14 protein-coding genes are annotated in these 15,518 nt (G+C 41.8%); all 14 read left to right on the top strand.

Going from position 1 to position 15,518, the window contains the following annotated elements; genetic code table 11:
* Positions 1–26 precede the first annotated feature (26 nt).
* The 14 genes from G630_RS0102475 to cbiB all read left to right on the top strand — a co-directional run bounded on the left by G630_RS0102475 (position 27) and on the right by cbiB (position 15,310).
* A complete protein-coding gene (locus G630_RS0102475; RefSeq protein ID WP_026497635.1) occupies positions 27–1,544 on the top strand; it encodes a cobyric acid synthase in 1,518 nt (505 codons plus the stop codon).
* Complete coding sequence (locus G630_RS0102470) at positions 1,544–2,179, top strand: precorrin-8X methylmutase (RefSeq protein ID WP_022763485.1); 636 nt, start codon at positions 1,544–1,546, stop codon at positions 2,177–2,179. Before G630_RS0102475 ends, G630_RS0102470 begins: the two co-directional genes overlap by 1 nt.
* Positions 2,180–2,334: 155 nt before the next feature.
* Positions 2,335–3,513, top strand: a complete 1,179-nt coding sequence (gene cbiD, locus G630_RS0102465) for a cobalt-precorrin-5B (C(1))-methyltransferase CbiD (protein WP_242829884.1) — start codon at positions 2,335–2,337, stop codon at positions 3,511–3,513.
* Positions 3,514–3,635: 122 nt separating this feature from the next.
* On the top strand, positions 3,636–4,397 hold the full coding sequence (cobM, locus tag G630_RS0102460) for a precorrin-4 C(11)-methyltransferase (protein WP_026497633.1): 762 nt from the start codon (positions 3,636–3,638) through the stop codon (positions 4,395–4,397).
* Complete coding sequence (locus G630_RS0102455; RefSeq protein ID WP_044958425.1) at positions 4,390–5,412, top strand: FecCD family ABC transporter permease; 1,023 nt, start codon at positions 4,390–4,392, stop codon at positions 5,410–5,412. The genes cobM and G630_RS0102455 overlap by 8 nt, the downstream gene beginning before the upstream one ends.
* The gene (locus tag G630_RS20405) at positions 5,402–6,427 is read left to right on the top strand and encodes an ATP-binding cassette domain-containing protein (RefSeq protein ID WP_049946044.1); all 1,026 of its coding nucleotides are present in this window, start codon (positions 5,402–5,404) and stop codon (positions 6,425–6,427) included. The genes G630_RS0102455 and G630_RS20405 overlap by 11 nt, the downstream gene beginning before the upstream one ends.
* Positions 6,414–7,475, top strand: coding sequence for a cobalt-precorrin 5A hydrolase (locus G630_RS0102445; RefSeq protein ID WP_044958422.1), 1,062 nt, complete (start codon positions 6,414–6,416; stop codon positions 7,473–7,475). The genes G630_RS20405 and G630_RS0102445 overlap by 14 nt, the downstream gene beginning before the upstream one ends.
* Entirely contained in the window at positions 7,472–8,209 is a 738-nt protein-coding gene (gene cobJ / locus G630_RS0102440; RefSeq protein WP_026497630.1) for a precorrin-3B C(17)-methyltransferase, read from the top strand. Before G630_RS0102445 ends, cobJ begins: the two co-directional genes overlap by 4 nt.
* Positions 8,199–10,289 carry a precorrin-6A reductase gene (gene cobK / locus G630_RS0102435; RefSeq protein ID WP_026497629.1) on the top strand — a complete coding sequence of 697 codons (2,091 nt, stop codon included), beginning with the start codon at positions 8,199–8,201 and terminating at the stop codon, positions 10,287–10,289. The genes cobJ and cobK overlap by 11 nt, the downstream gene beginning before the upstream one ends.
* Entirely contained in the window at positions 10,289–11,677 is a 1,389-nt protein-coding gene (locus tag G630_RS0102430; protein ID WP_044958420.1) for a cobyrinate a,c-diamide synthase, read from the top strand. The genes cobK and G630_RS0102430 overlap by 1 nt, the downstream gene beginning before the upstream one ends.
* 79 nt (positions 11,678–11,756) lie before the next feature.
* Positions 11,757–12,857, top strand: a complete 1,101-nt coding sequence (locus G630_RS0102425) for a nicotinate-nucleotide--dimethylbenzimidazole phosphoribosyltransferase (protein ID WP_026497627.1) — start codon at positions 11,757–11,759, stop codon at positions 12,855–12,857.
* 2 nt (positions 12,858–12,859) lie between these two features.
* Positions 12,860–13,441, top strand: a complete 582-nt coding sequence (locus tag G630_RS0102420; RefSeq protein WP_026497626.1) for a bifunctional adenosylcobinamide kinase/adenosylcobinamide-phosphate guanylyltransferase — start codon at positions 12,860–12,862, stop codon at positions 13,439–13,441.
* Positions 13,438–14,220, top strand: coding sequence for an adenosylcobinamide-GDP ribazoletransferase (locus tag G630_RS0102415; RefSeq protein ID WP_026497625.1), 783 nt, complete (start codon positions 13,438–13,440; stop codon positions 14,218–14,220). The genes G630_RS0102420 and G630_RS0102415 overlap by 4 nt, the downstream gene beginning before the upstream one ends.
* Before the next feature lie 7 nt (positions 14,221–14,227).
* Positions 14,228–15,310: an adenosylcobinamide-phosphate synthase CbiB gene (gene cbiB / locus G630_RS0102410; protein ID WP_044958418.1), complete on the top strand. Its 1,083-nt coding sequence runs from the start codon at positions 14,228–14,230 to the stop codon at positions 15,308–15,310.
* Positions 15,311–15,518: the final 208 nt, after the last annotated feature.

Genomic DNA, 15,518 nt, shown 5'->3' with positions numbered 1-15,518 from the left:
AGCGAAGCTGACGGATGAGGGGAACCATGGCCAAGAACCTAATGATCCAGGGCACGATGTCCGGAGCAGGAAAAAGCATACTTACAGCAGGAATCCTGAGAGTTTTATATCAGGATGGCTTTAGCGTTGCGCCTTTTAAATCGCAGAATATGGCCCTTAATTCCTTCGTTACGATTGACGGTAAGGAAATAGGAAGAGCCCAGGCTCTTCAGGCTGCTGCGTCTTGCAAGAGTCCTTCTGCGGATATGAATCCCATATTACTTAAACCCATGGGCGATACAACCTCTCAGATAATTGTGAACGGAGTTCCCTATGGAAACATGAAGGCGGCAGAGTATTTCCGAAAAAAAACACAGTTTATTCCTGATATAAAGGCGGCATACGAGAAACTATCCTCTGAAAATGACATAATAGTTATTGAAGGAGCGGGAAGTCCTGTTGAGATAAATCTAAGAGAAAACGACATTGTTAATATGGGACTTGCGCAGATTCTTGATGCTCCGGTTTTACTTGCTGGAAATATTGATCCCGGAGGCGTTTTTGCACAGCTCCTCGGCACAGTTCAGCTTATGCCACCCGAGGAACAGAGCAGAATTAAAGGGCTGATAATAAACAAATTCAGAGGTGATGTTTCATTACTGGAGCCGGGACTAAACATGTTTTCCAAGTACTGTGACATTCCGTTTGCAGGAATAGTTCCATTTGTTTCGCTTGACCTTGATGAGGAAGACAGCGTTTCGGAGAGACTTAAGATTTCGAAAAGAAAGAGTGATGATGAGAGCAAGATATGTATCTGCGTTATAAGGCTTCCTTTTATAAGTAATTACACAGATTTCTCAGTGTTTGAAGGCCTGCCGGAAGTAAGTCTTATATATGCAAATTCTCCGGAGAAAATTGATGATTGTGACCTGGTAATCATACCCGGAACGAAAAATACATTGGCTGATCTTAGATGGTTAAAAGAGTCAGGTCTTGCAAATAAGATTATTGAAAAGCATAACGATGACACTCCGGTAGTCGGAATTTGCGGTGGATTTCAGATGCTTGGAAAATTCGTCAGGGACATCTCAGGTGAAGAAGGAGGAGGCGATGAAGAAGGACTTGGACTTCTTCCGATTTTCACGGAATTCAAAAAAGACAAAACTTTAAGGCAGACTAAATCTAAAATAGGAAAACTAAGCGGAATATTTGAAAGGCTTTCAGGAACAGATATTTCCGGATATGAGATTCACATGGGTGAAAGCATTATGGATGCTTCTGCCTCGAATTACGCAGATGAAAACAGTCCTGTAATAGATGAGAATACTCCGGTAATTACAGGAAAAAATGCGCTTGGAACCTACATCCACGGTATTTTCGATACTCCTGAATTTAGCGAAAAAATACTTGAGATTCTATATGAGAAAAAAGGAATTACTTCTAAAGTTCCAAATATTGAACCCGCTGATGTCAGACAGAACAGGGAACTAAACAGGCTTGCCGATGTTTTGAGAGAAAGCCTTGACTGGAAGCTTATATATAATGCAATCGGGATAAACAGATAATGAATATAAAACATATACTTCCTTCCGACATTGAGAAGGAGAGTTTCAGAATAATAAAAAGTGAACTTGAAGAAGCGGGAAGAACTCTTCCGGAGGAGTTAGAACCTACGATAATTAGGGTGATTCATACTACCGCAGATTTTGAGTATGCCGATACCCTAATGTTTTCTGATAATGTTATTGAAAAGGCAAAGGACGCCATAAGGAGAGGTGCGCATATTGTCACAGATACAAACATGGCGCTGTCCGGAATAAGCAAGAAGACTCTTGCAAAATATGGCGGTGAAGTTCACTGCTTTATGGCTGACGAAGAGGTGGCTATTGAAGCAAAACAAAGACAGGTTACCAGAGCCTATGTAAGTATGGAAAAGGCAGCGAAGATAGACGCGCCTTTGATATTTGCGATTGGCAACGCTCCAACGGCCCTTGTTAAGCTGTGGGAGCTCATGAATGATGAAACAGCAAATTTCAGACCGGAACTGATAATAGGCGTTCCGGTAGGCTTTGTTAATGTTGTTGAAGCCAAGGAACTTATTATAAACTCTAATGTTCCATTTATTGTTAACAGAGGAAGGAAGGGAGGCAGTGGCGTCGCCGCCGCAATCTGCAACTCTATTTTATATAACATAAATTAAAGCCTTCCCCTCATCCGGCGCTACGCGCCACCTTCCCCCAGAGGGGGAAGGCAAAGAATAGTTACAGCCTTTCCCTTGGGGGCGCTCGACGTCCGGGGGACGTCGGTTCAGCGCGGACCGAAGCGGAGCGTAGACAAGGTGGCACGAAGTGCCGGATGAGGGGAAAAACAAGGTGGCACGAAGTGCCGGATGAGGGGACCATGCCTGACCTATACATAGAAAAAGCAGGAAAAAATTTAAGATGCGGATTCACCACCGGAAGCTGCGCTGCCGCGGCCTCTAAGGCAGCCCTCATTATGCTTCTCACAAACAAAGAAATAAATAATGTAAGTATAAGGACACCCAAGGGCCCGGTCTATACCGCAGAAATACTTGATATAGAAAGATCTGAAAAAAGCGTATCCTGCGCCGTTGTAAAGGATGGCGGAGATGACCCTGATGTTACAACGGGAGCGCTTATTTATTCTAAAGTGACTCTTACAGACGAAGCAGGAATAACTATCGACGGCGGCGAAGGAGTAGGAAGAGTTACAAAACCAGGGCTTGATCAAAAAATCGGTCAGGCTGCAATAAATTCCGTACCAAGGAAAATGATTAGAGAAAATCTGGAAAGTACCCTGGAAGAATACGGACTTAAAGATACAGGACTATCTGTAATAATAAGGGTTCCTAAAGGTGCTGAGCTCGCTCAGAAAACCTTCAATCCTAAACTGGGAATAACCGGCGGAATATCAATTCTTGGCACCACGGGAATAGTGGAGCCTATGAGTGATGATGCAATTATAGAAACCATCAAGGTTGAAACAAGGGTAAGAAAAGCAGAAGGATATCCTATATTGCTTGCAGCTCCGGGAAATTATGGACTTTCGTTTCTTGAAGAAAAGTACGGAATTGATAAGTCTCTTCCCGTAATGAGTTCCAACTTTGTTTATGATACAGTTCGCATTGCTCTTGATGAAGGCTTTGAAAAGCTTATATTTGCAGGCCATATCGGTAAACTTGTAAAGGTCGCAGGAGGAATTAAAAATACTCATTCCAAGTACGGCGACCACAGGATGGAGATACTTGCTGATATTTCAAGGAAATACATGAACCTCGATAAAGAACTTTCAGAGTGTGTAATGACCGATGAAGCAGTAAGGATCATTACTCAGGCCGGTATAGCAGACAAAGTATTTCCCGAGATGGCTGGAAGAATAAAAGAGAACATGGAAGCCTGGGCTGATAACAGAATCCAGGTTGAGGTAATCGTTTTTTCAAACGAAAACACGGAGCTTGTCCAAACAGATAATTTTAAAGATTTAATATATGCTTTCCCCTTTGGGAATATATAATGCCTTCCCCCTGGGGGCGCTCGACGTCCGGGGGACGTCGGTTCAGCGCGGACCGAAGCGGAGCGAAGACAGGTGGCACGAAGTGCCGGATGAGGGGATTCATACAACCGCTTGGAGGTAACATGGTTCATTTTGTAGGCGCAGGCCCGGGAGCACCGGATCTTATAACCCTTCGGGGTAAAAAACTTATAGAGGAAGCCGACGTAATTATTTATGCCGGATCACTTGTGAACCCGCAGCTTTTAAACTATGCGAAGGAAGGCTGCGAGATACATGACAGCAGCAAATTGAATCTTGAAGAAGTTATAGAACTTTTCAAAAATGCTGAAAAAAATCACAAAGATGTCATCAGGCTACACACCGGTGATCCATCTCTTTACGGCGCAATCAGAGAACAGATGGATGAACTTGAAAAGCTTCATATTGATTATGATGTTACTCCGGGTGTCAGCTCTTTTTGCGGTGCTGCAGCAGCCCTTAATATGGAATACACACTTCCCGGAATTACCCAGAGTGTGATCATAACGAGGATGGATGGCAGGACACCGGTACCTGAGAAGGAATCTATTGAGGAACTTTCAAAGCACGGTGCAACAATGGTATTTTTTCTATCATCAGGTGATGCAGGAAGACTGCAGGAGAGACTTATAAAAAGCGGAGTTTCAAAAGACACTCCCTGCGGCGTCGTCTATAAGGCAACCTGGGAGGATGAAAATAAATTCACATGTTCGCTTAAAGAACTGCCTGATAAGATGAACGAACATGGAATAAGAAAGACAGCACTTATTATTGTAGGAAAATCAGTTGCGCAGTCGGGCTACGAAAAGTCCAGATTATATGCTGCGGATTTTTCGACAGAGTATCGAAAGGGCATAGATGCATAAAAGGACAAACAGCCGTATTGCTGCAGTATTTGTGATTTTATTAATTCTTGTACTTGCAGCTTTTCTGGTAAATCTTTGTGTGGGAAATGTTCACGTAGACTTACGAACTATCGCACAAATTATTTTTACCGGAGGCGGTGATGAAAAAAGCAAAAACATAATAATGGATATCAGACTTCCAAGAGCACTTATGACGATGATTCTGGGAGGCGGTCTGGCTGTTTCGGGTTTCCTTTTGCAGACTTATTTTTCAAATCCGATTGCGGGTCCTTATATTCTCGGAATCTCCTCAGGCGCCAAGATGACGGTTGCACTGTTTCTTATTTTTGTAGTAGGAAACACAGGAAAGACATCCTCACTGCTTCTTGTAATTGCGGCATTTGCCGGGGCTCTCATAGCTACCGGTTTTATTATTCTGATATCGAGAAATGTAAAGAACATGGCATCGCTACTTGCTGCCGGCATAATGATCGGATATATCTGCAGCGCGATTACAGATTTTCTCATTGCCTTTGCGGATGATTCGGATATCGTAAATCTTCACAGCTGGTCGCAGGGAAGCTTTTCCGGAGCAAACATGAACGGTGCAATATACTGCCTTGTAATAGTTGGTATATCCATGTTTTTTGTAATGCTGCTTTCGAAAAGTCTTGATGCTTTCAGGCTTGGCGAGAATTATGCAAGAAGTGTGGGAGTCAATGTAAGACTTTGCAGGGTGGTGATAATCCTCTTATCAAGCATATTGTCGGCATGCGTTACAGCTTTTGCGGGGCCCGTTTCGTTTATCGGAATCGCTGTTCCGTTTTTGATGAGAGAGTCCTTGAAGTCGTCAAAACCAATAGTTCTGATACCTGCATCGTTCTTGTCGGGATCGATCTTTTGCCTATTAAGTGACTTATTGGCAAGAAGAATATTCGCGCCAACAGAGCTCAATATTTCTGCGGTTACTTCACTTTTCGGAGCGCCAATAGTTATTTTTATGATAATCAGGAGACATAGAAATCATGAAAATTGAAAACCTGAAAGCGGGATATCATAAAAATATAATAGTGAAAGACCTTAATATCGGGTTTGAAAAAGGAGAGATCATTTCGCTGATAGGTCCTAACGGAGGCGGAAAGTCAACTCTGTTAAAGAGTATATCGGGCCAGATAAAGCTCCTCGGTGGAAGTGTTTTTATTGGTGAGGATGCAATTGACAGGATTCCATTAAAAGAACTTTCGAGGAAAATGTCTATTGTAACCACAGATAGAATAAAGCCGGAACATATGACCTGCAGAGATGTGGTTTTATCCGGAAGGCTTCCCTACAGCGACAGTTTCGGTCTATATAGTGATACGGATTATTCGGCTGCTGATAAATCAATGACGTTAATGAAAATTGATGGCCTTAAAGAAAAGTATTACAACGCATTAAGCGACGGTCAGAAACAAAGGGCACTTATAGCAAGAGCAATCTGCCAGGAGCCGGAGTATCTCATCATGGATGAACCGACTTCTTATCTTGATATAAAGCATAAGATGGAGCTGATGAATGTACTTGAAGGACTTTCGGAGCAAGGCACAACAATAATAATGTCACTCCATGAACCGCAGCTTGCACTGCAGATATCAGACAGAATCCTTATGGTTAAAAGCGATGGGAGTGTGGAGTGTTCTTCGCCGACAGAGGTGCTTGAAAGCGGGGCTTTAAAGGAGCTTTACGGACTTACGGATGAGATGTATAAGTCAGTAAAAATGCAGCTCGAATGTACACTGCCGGGCAATGAGGATGAAGATAATACTGTACGTCATTCGAGTTATTTCATAAACAAAGAGTGCGAGTATTATCCCTGTCATGATCTTGATGAAAAGGATTTCAACTGTATGTTTTGCTATTGCCCATTATATGACATGGAGGATTGCGGCGGAGAATTCACCTATACCGATAAGGGCGCTAAGAACTGCAAAAATTGTACGTTTCCACATAAGAGAGAAAACTACGGCGCTGTAATAAAAAAACTCAAGGAAAAAATGTATGGAAAGCATTGAGGTTTCTGAATATAAATTCATATGTTTTACTGATGCCGGAAAAAGACTCATGCAGGAAATTGCAGAAAAGCTATCGAGCGCTGATGCAAAAGAAGGGCGGATTAACAAGGAATTAAGCCTTGGTGAATGGACAGAGAGTGTTTTTCAAAAGGGTAATATTCTGATATACATCGGGGCAGTCGGCATTGCTGTGAGGGCTATTGCGCCATTCGTAGATGATAAGACTAAGGACCCTGGAGTCATCGTGATTGATGAACAGGGCAAGTACGTAATTCCGATATTATCAGGACATATCGGAGGGGCGGTTGATGCGTCAAGAAGGCTTGCTAAGCTGATCGGAGCGAAGGCGGTTATAACCACAGCCTCTGACCTTAGGGGAGAATTTTCCGTGGACGTCTTTGCTACTAAGAACAACATGGCCATAAGCGATATAAAAATGGCAAAAGAGTTTACGTCAGATTTTCTTAGATCAGGAAAAGCTTTTTACAGCATTGATGAAAGGTTCGAAGATGAAATACATGTGAACGGAATTCCTGAGAATATCAAATTTACAAGGAAAACAGAAAGCCCACAGTTTTTCATATCTCCTCAAAAAGCAGCAGAAAATTCCGGTGATAATAAAGAGTTTCTCAAACTGATTCCCCAATGTATTGTTGCGGGAATTGGATGCAGGAAAGGAAAATCTTCCGACGAGCTTAGTGCGTTTTTAATGAGCATGCTTGAAACGGAAAATATAGATGTCAGAGCCATAAAAGCGATATGTTCAATAGATATAAAGAAGGATGAGCCGGGTCTGGTGGAACTATCGGAAAATCTTGCAATACCTTTCATAACGTATTCTTCGACTGAATTGATGGAACAGCAGGGAGATTTTTCATCATCTGAGTTTGCGCTTGAAGTGACAGGTGCGGATAATGTCTGCGAGCGCTCGGTTATGGCCTACGGCTGTAAGAGGCTGATTTTTAAAAAGACAGCCAGAGACGGTATGACGCTTGCCCTCGGCATAATGGATACATTTTTGGATTATATGGGAGAATTACCTGAATGACTAAGGAATTAAAGATTGTCGGGATTGGCCCCGGCAGTTATGAAAATATGACGATAAGGGCGGCGCGGGCTTTGACGGAGTGCGACTGCATAATCGGATATACGGTATATTGCGATCTCGTGCGGCCTCATTTCCCTGACAAAGAATACATAAGCACGCCAATGATGACTGAGGAAAAGCGCGTACGTATGGCTCTTGAAAAAGCGGATGAGGGTTGTAAGGCTACACTTATATGCAGCGGAGATGCGGGCGTCTACGGTATGGCAGGACTTGCTGTCTCCATGTCCTTAGAGTTTAGTGATGTATCACTTGAGGTTATTCCCGGAGTGACGGCAGCCCTTAGCGGCGCAGCTCTCCTTGGAGCACCGCTTATTCATGACTTTTGTCTTATCAGCTTAAGTGACAGGCTAACACCTATGGAACTTATAGAAAAAAGGCTAAGATCTGCTGCTCAGGCCGATATGGTAATTGTTTTATACAATCCGGAGAGTAAGAGCAGGAGCGGATATTTATCTCATGCCTGCGATATTTTGCTTGAGACTGTGGCCCATGATAGGATTTGCGGCATAGTGAAAAATATTGGCCGTGATGGTGAAGTGAAAAAAGTAATGACGATATCAGAACTTAAATCTGCAGATGCGGATATGTTTTCAACAGTTTTTATCGGCAACTCAACGACGAAGAAGATTGAAGATTTGATGGTAACTTCAAGAGGATATAAGAGTGAAGGATAAGATACTTTTATTTGGTGGAACTACAGAAGGAAGAGAGCTGTCGAATTATTTGCGAAGCGAGGATATCCCTCATGCCGTCAGCGTTGCAACCCAGTATGGAGAAGAGATACTGCGTGAAAACGGTGAGGACAGTCTTCTTGTGGGAAGGAAAAATGCAGAGGATATTGAGAAGCTCATTGCAAAAGATTCCTATAATATTGTTGTGGATGCGACACATCCTTTTGCTACGATTGCTTCAGGAGAGATTAAAAAAGCCTGCGAAAATGCAGGGGTTACATATTTGAGACTTTCGAGAAATACCGGAACAAATGCATCCGGATCGGCAAATATTTTATATGTGGATTCTCTTGATAAAGCACTTGAAGTACTGCGAGAGGAAAATGGCAATATACTTCTTTTGACCGGTAGTAAGGAATTAAATAAGATCTGCGAAAGCATAGACGATATTTCACGAATATATGCGAGAGTCCTTCCAAATGAGGATAGTATCTCCAAGTGCACGGCAGCCGGACTTTCTGGCAAACAGATAATTGCGATGCAGGGACCTTTTTCAAAAACTATGAACAAAGCTCTTTTTGAAGAAGTGCATGCCTCGGTAATACTTACGAAGGAAAGTGGGAAGATAGGCGGCCTTGACGAAAAGCTTGAAGCTGCAGCGGAGTGCAATATAAAAGCTGTTGTAATAAAGAATCCTGAAAGTAAGTATGAAGCGGGAGATTGCTACGACCTTGAGGAAATCATCAGTGAAATAAGCCGGATTATAGGAATTGAAAATCCTAATTTAAAAGCTCAGTATGCTTTGACTGAAAGTAATTCGTTAAATAAAAAGACAATAGTTCTTGCCGGAGTGGGCCCCGGTGATGCAAGGTATTTTACTCTTGAATTAAAAGATGCACTAGAAAATGCAGACATCATTTTTGGTGCAAAGACAGTAATTTCAAGGCTTGAGAAAAATGATTGCCCTAAAGTCCCTGTTTACAGAGGGGAGGAAATACACGAATATCTGAAGGCTCATCCTGAATTCAAATGTCCGGTCGTGGCTTATTCAGGTGACATAAGTCTTTGCAGCGGAGCTTCTTCATCGACTGAATTTTTTGCTGAACATGGCTACGATCTTCATCGCATAGTGGGAATATCTTCTGTAACTCTTTTTGCTAAGAAGCTTGGACTGCACCTTGAGAATGTCAGAATAGTCAGCGCTCATGGCCGCGAGTGCAATGTCCTTGGAACAATTCGAGGGGAAGAGGAACTCATTATTTTACCTTCCGGAGTAGAACATGCAGCTGAAATATGCAGAGAAATCCTTAATGAGGCTTTTCTTTGGGGAGATAATAACCGGAACAGATATGTCATAAAGATAGGCTATGAGCTTGGAACAGAGAACGAAAAAATCATTGAGATTTTTGATGAGACTGATTTAAACTCTCTAACCGGCCTGGAAAAGGGTAAGTGCCTCCTCTATATACGAGATAAAAAAGCAGCCGATTCTTCGGTCATAAAAGGACTTTCCGATGATGAGATTATTCGGGGGAAAGTACCGATGACGAAGGAGGAGATAAGAGCTCTTTCGATGAGAAAGCTGGCACTTACAAAAAAAGCAATCCTTTATGATATCGGGGCGGGGACAGGTTCGATATCGCTTGAAGCAGCTTTGACAGCACCGGGGATAAAGGTTTACTCAATAGAAAAAAAGGATGAGGCGGTTTCTCTTTTAAAAGAAAATAAGGAAAAGTTTGCGCTTTCAAATATGGAAATAATAAAGGGCGAAGCGCCTTTGGCATTAACAGAACTTCCTGCTCCGACGCATGCATTTATAGGCGGAAGCAGCGGTAACATGAGAGAGATTCTGGATGCTGTTTTTGAAAAAAATGAGAATGCCAGAATTGTAATAAACTGTGTAACTTTGGAAACCTTTTCGGAAGTAATTCAAATACTTGAGGAGTTAAAGGTGCGTGTCCGGGATATAAGTGCGGACATTATTCAGGTACAAGTTACAAGGTTTAAGAAGGCAGGGAACTATCATCTGTCTGATGCACTTAATCCTGTGTATATTATTACGCTCCAAAAGGAGAGAAGCTGATGAGCCATGACTTAGATCTTCCAAGAATTCTTATAAGTGCGCCTAAAAGCGGAAGCGGTAAGACTCTGATTACCTGCGCGATTTTAAGGCTGCTTGAAAGAAAAGGTTATAAACCCGCATCCTTTAAATGTGGTCCGGACTATATTGATCCCATGTTTCATAAAACCGTGCTTGGTATTCCTTCCAGAAATATAGATCTTTTTCTCATGGAGGAAGAAGGGATAATCAGAGCACTTCGCAAAGGTTCGGAAGACCATGACATCGGTATTATCGAAGGGGTAATGGGCTATTTTGATGGAATGAGTGCAACCTCGGCGAAGGGATCATCTTACGACATCAGCAGAATTACCGGTACTCCTGCGATTCTGGTGGTAGACTGCAAGGGTATGAGCAGATCGATTCTTCCGATGGTTAAGGGATTTTGTGATTATTGTTTAAATGATGTAGCCGGAGATAGCAATATTGGAATTAGCTCAAATAATATAAAAGGCTTATTTCTTAACAATATTTCAGATCATTTATGCGATGAAATTTCCGAGCTGATTCTGCGGGAAACCGGTGTACCTGTTATAGGACACCTTCCTGATCTGAAGGATATAGAAATAGGAAGCAGATATCTTGGACTTGTGATGCCTTCAGAGATTCCTGGGATACTCTCTCAGATATACCGTGTCTGTGATGCACTTGAAGAGCGGTTTGACTTTGATTCTTTTATAGAAATATCGCGGGAAGCTGAAGATCTGAAAATTAGTGCTGAGGAGAATTACGGGACTAAACCATATACACCTATCAGAGTCGGCGTCGCAATGGATGAAGCCTTTTGTTTTTACTATGAAGACAACTTTGATCTCCTCCGAGAGATGGGGGCTGAGATTGTGTCCTTTTCACCTATTCATGATAAGGAACTCCCTAAGGTTTCAAGATTGATCCTCGGAGGAGGCTATCCTGAATTGTATGCAAAAGAACTCTCAGAAAACAGATCCATGAAAGAGAGCATAAAAAATGCCGCAATTTCCGGAATGCCTATACTTGCTGAATGCGGCGGGTTTTTGTACCTGAAAAGCAGTCTAAGAGACCTTGATGGTAACAATTTTGAAATGGCAGATGTCCTTCCCGGAGAAGCATACATGACAGGTAAGCTAACGCATTTTGGATATGTGAACGTATCTGCTGTAAGCGCCAATCCCTATCTTGAAGTGGGAAGTACAGTTCGCGGTCATGAATATCATTATTATGATACGACTGATAACGGAGATATCTGCGACATCGTAAAGCCTTCCGGAACCCGTTCATGGAAAGGCTACCAGACAATGAACAATGTTTTTGCAGGATTCGCGCACCTTTACTATCCCTCCTGCAAAGAATTTATAAGGAAATTCCTATATTAAAAACTATCCCCCTTGGGAAAATTTATTGCCTTCTCCCTATGGGAGAAGGTGGCGCGAAGCGCCGGATGAGGGGATTTTAATGAGAATGCAAAAAGATATTATAAATATAAAAATAAATAGGCCATCCGCAGCCATCTACAACTCCGTTAAGTCCTCCTGGGACCATATCTCAAAACCTCTTGATGGCCTTGGTGATTTCGAAGAACTTATATGCCGCATTGCCGCGATACAGGAGACGGAAACACCTGTGATATTAAAGCGTGCTGCGGTTATTTACTGCGCAGATAACGGCATAGTTAAGGAAGGAATATCTCAGAGTTCAAAGGATATAACATTATCTGTAGCAAAGGCGCTTGGAAGCGGAATTAGTTCTGCCTGTACACTTGCGGGACACGCGGGTGTAGAGATCATCCCTGTGGATGTCGGAATTGACTGCGAAGAAAAGATACCCGGTGTCCGGGACATGAAGGTTTCAAAAGGTACTCGTAACTTTTTAAAAGAACCGGCGATGACTTTGGAGGAGACCTTAAGGGCGATAGACTGCGGGATCAACCTTGTGAAGGAACTTTCGGAGCAGGGTTATGGGATTATCTCCACCGGAGAAATGGGAATCGGAAATACTACAACCTCAGCTGCAGTTTTGGCATGTCTACTACAGATTGATAGTGATACAGTTACCGGCAGAGGAGCAGGGCTTGATGATGACGGGCTCTCCAGAAAAAGGCAGGTAATAAAGACTGCTATAAATAAATATCCAGATAGGAACAATTTTGGAGAATTGGAAAGAGATGATGATACAGGCAAGCATAGTGTTTTAGAAATATTAAGAACCCTTGGCGGACTTGATATAGCGGCTTTGACAGGAACTTTTATCGGAGGCGCTATCTACCATATACCTATTGTTATTGATGGACTAATCAGTGCGACCGCAGCACTTATTGCTGAGAGACTGATTCCCGGTGTGAAAGATTACATGATAGCATCACATGCCGGAAGAGAATCAGGATGTTTACTGGCTCTTCAAGAACTTGGACTAAGGCCCTACATCGAAGGAAATATGGCCCTTGGTGAAGGCACCGGTGCACTTATGCTGTTTCCGCTTATCGATATGGTTTTTGATTTTTATAAAAACGCTGCCAAATTCAGCGATTATGAGATAGACGAATATAAAAGGTTTTGAATATGATTGTATTTGTTTTAGGAATTCCCGACAGCGGCAAATCATCTAAAGCAGAAGAGATTGCTGTCAGACTGGCCGGTGATGGGCAAAAAATTTATATAGCGACCATGATTCCATTCGGAGAAGAAGGTAAAAAGCGTGTTGAAAAGCACAGAAAACTCCGAGAAGGAAAGGGCTTTGAAACCATTGAATGCCCGGTGAAAATTCAAAGCCTGATTGAGGATTTTTCTGTGTATTCTGATAACAGCACCAAAACTGAAAACAAGAGTGGCATCCATCCTCAATCGCAGGACACCTGCCTGCTTGAATGCATGTCAAACCTTGTTGGAAATGAGATGCACTCAGATGATAATAGTAAGCTTTCAGATGATGAGTTTGTAAAATACATAACGCAGTCCGTAAAAGCTTTTGGAAAAAGTGTAAAGAATCTGGTCATCGTATCCAACAGTTTTTCTCTTGAAGGCGAAGGCTATGATGAAGATACAAAGAGGTATACGCGCCTAATAGATTTGGTTAACAATGACCTGAAAAAATATGCGGATGAAGTCTACGAATTTCTAGACGAAAGGTGGACACATAATTGAGCATTTTTAAAAGTATAATAATTGCATTTTCAATGTATTCCAGAATTCCTATGCCTATGTTTACCTGGAATGAAAAGGACATGGAGCATGTGATAACATTTCTGCCGCTTGTCGGAGCGGTGATTGGTGGAATATGCTACGCAGTGGCAAGACTTAGCATATTATTTGAATTGCCATGTATGGTCATAACTCTTATTTTGACTTTTATCCCAATTCTTGTTACCGGCGGATTTCATCTGGATGGATTCATGGATGTCCAGGATGTGATAAAGTCATATCAGTCGAAGGAAAAGAAACTTGAGATAATGAAGGACCCTCATATCGGAGCCTTCGCTGTTATCAGTCTTGTAGGACTTGGACTCATCTGGATATGTTCACTTTATTATGTTGTTTACAGAGCTCTGCAGACGGGTTGCTACAAAACGGTATATATCTATGCAATTGTTTTTGCTTTTGTACGTGGGATTTGCGGCATTACCTGCGTCAAAATTCAAAATGCAAAAAAGGACAGCATGCTGAATATGGAATCAGGGAGAGCAGGAAATGGAGATTTCATCTTCCTTATATTTGAGAGTTTGGCAGCAATTCTTTTGATGGGGTTCATAAAGACAATAGCAGCACCGATTTGTACTGCAGTAATTTTACTCTATACTTTTTATTACAAAAGAGTTTGCGACAAAACTTTCGGAGGAATAACCGGAGATACTTCCGGATATTTTGTAGTAACAGGGGAGTGTCTGCTTACAGTAGCACTGGCAATTTTTTCGATTTGGAGCTGATTGATTAATGAATTTTTCATTGGATATAAAAAGCATAATACTTGCGCATATCATCGCTTTTATTCTAGGCGCAGTTCTTGACAGGATAATCGGTGATCCCATGAACTTTCCGCATCCCATCAGACTAATCGGAAGATTTATCGGTTTTCTGGATCATAAACTTAATCCTGCGCAGAGAAATCACGAAAATAATGGCTTAGAAAGTAAAGCTCACCTTAGAGATGCTAAGAAGAGAAAACATAGTGCTGAATTTAGTGGAGGAATCCTTCTTGTTATATGCGTTACATTTGCTACAGTTTTAATCACAGGAACCATAATGTTTGCGTCTTATTTTATCAGCATATATCTTGGCTTGATAGTAGAAGCTATACTCACCTGTTATATTCTTGCGGCAAAAAGTCTTAAGGTCGAAAGCCTTAAGGTGTCTGAAGCATTGCAAGACGGAACTATAGAGGATGCACGACATGCAGTTTCAATGATTGTAGGAAGAGATACCAAGAATCTTGATGAACCCGGAGTTATCAGAGCTGCCGTTGAGACTGTTGCAGAGAACGCTTCCGATGGAGTCATCGCTCCGCTTATCTATACCTTTATTGGCGGACCTGTCCTTGGTTTTTTCTATAAAGCTGTTAACACAATGGACTCAATGGTAGGTTATCATAACGACAAATATGAGTACTTTGGAAAAGCTGCAGCCAAAACAGATGATGTTTTGAATTTCATTCCTGCAAGAATTTGCGCTGTTCTAATGATAGCTTCAACATTTATTGCTTCGGTTTTCATCGAGCCCGGTATCTATTCAGGAAAGCGAGCATTTAGAATTTTCAGAAGAGACAGATACAATCACAAGAGTCCCAATTCAGCTCAGGCAGAAAGTGTCTGCGCCGGTGCACTGGGAGTACAGCTCGCCGGTGATGCCTATTATTTTGGGAAGCTTGTAAAAAAGCCTTTCATTGGTGATCCCATTCGTGAAATTGAACGAAGGGATATCAGACGCGCATGTAAACTGATGTATATTACTGAGATTCTATGTGTAGTCATGCTGATTATATTGATGGCTGTTATTATTGTCTTAAAAGTATATGCTTGATTTTGGCGCTCACAGTTGTATTTAATTACCGCATTTGATTGCATTTATCGCATGTGTGGTAAAATCTGCTGAATTATTGTTGTGAAAGTGGATATATTTAAAAGATATTAAGAAAAAGGATGATAATTTAAAATAATATACGTAATTTCGATAAGCGTAAATCCATTCTTGAATTTTTTGAAAATAGACTTACCAAAATCATGGAAAA

Source organism: Butyrivibrio sp. WCD2001 (assembly GCF_000424485.1).
GTDB lineage: Bacteria > Bacillota > Clostridia > Lachnospirales > Lachnospiraceae > Butyrivibrio.
Note: the sequence above shows the minus strand (reverse complement) of the source record. Positions and strands in the feature narration are given on the sequence as shown.

Excerpts from the sequence above, each read along its gene's own strand:
- cobJ (WP_026497630.1), top strand. The coding sequence starts at position 7,472 with ATGACTAAGGAATTAAAGATTGTCGGGATTGGCCCCGGCAGTTATGAA.
- G630_RS0102455 (WP_044958425.1), top strand. The coding sequence starts at position 4,390 with ATGCATAAAAGGACAAACAGCCGTATTGCTGCAGTATTTGTGATTTTA.
- G630_RS0102470 (WP_022763485.1), top strand. The coding sequence starts at position 1,544 with ATGAATATAAAACATATACTTCCTTCCGACATTGAGAAGGAGAGTTTC.
- cbiD (WP_242829884.1), top strand. The coding sequence starts at position 2,335 with ATGAGGGGAAAAACAAGGTGGCACGAAGTGCCGGATGAGGGGACCATG.
- cbiB (WP_044958418.1), top strand. The coding sequence starts at position 14,228 with ATGAATTTTTCATTGGATATAAAAAGCATAATACTTGCGCATATCATC.
- G630_RS0102445 (WP_044958422.1), top strand. The coding sequence starts at position 6,414 with ATGGAAAGCATTGAGGTTTCTGAATATAAATTCATATGTTTTACTGAT.
- G630_RS0102475 (WP_026497635.1), top strand. The coding sequence starts at position 27 with ATGGCCAAGAACCTAATGATCCAGGGCACGATGTCCGGAGCAGGAAAA.
- G630_RS0102420 (WP_026497626.1), top strand. The coding sequence starts at position 12,860 with ATGATTGTATTTGTTTTAGGAATTCCCGACAGCGGCAAATCATCTAAA.
- G630_RS20405 (WP_049946044.1), top strand. The coding sequence starts at position 5,402 with ATGAAAATTGAAAACCTGAAAGCGGGATATCATAAAAATATAATAGTG.
- G630_RS0102425 (WP_026497627.1), top strand. The coding sequence starts at position 11,757 with ATGAGAATGCAAAAAGATATTATAAATATAAAAATAAATAGGCCATCC.
- cobM (WP_026497633.1), top strand. The coding sequence starts at position 3,636 with ATGGTTCATTTTGTAGGCGCAGGCCCGGGAGCACCGGATCTTATAACC.
- G630_RS0102430 (WP_044958420.1), top strand. The coding sequence starts at position 10,289 with ATGAGCCATGACTTAGATCTTCCAAGAATTCTTATAAGTGCGCCTAAA.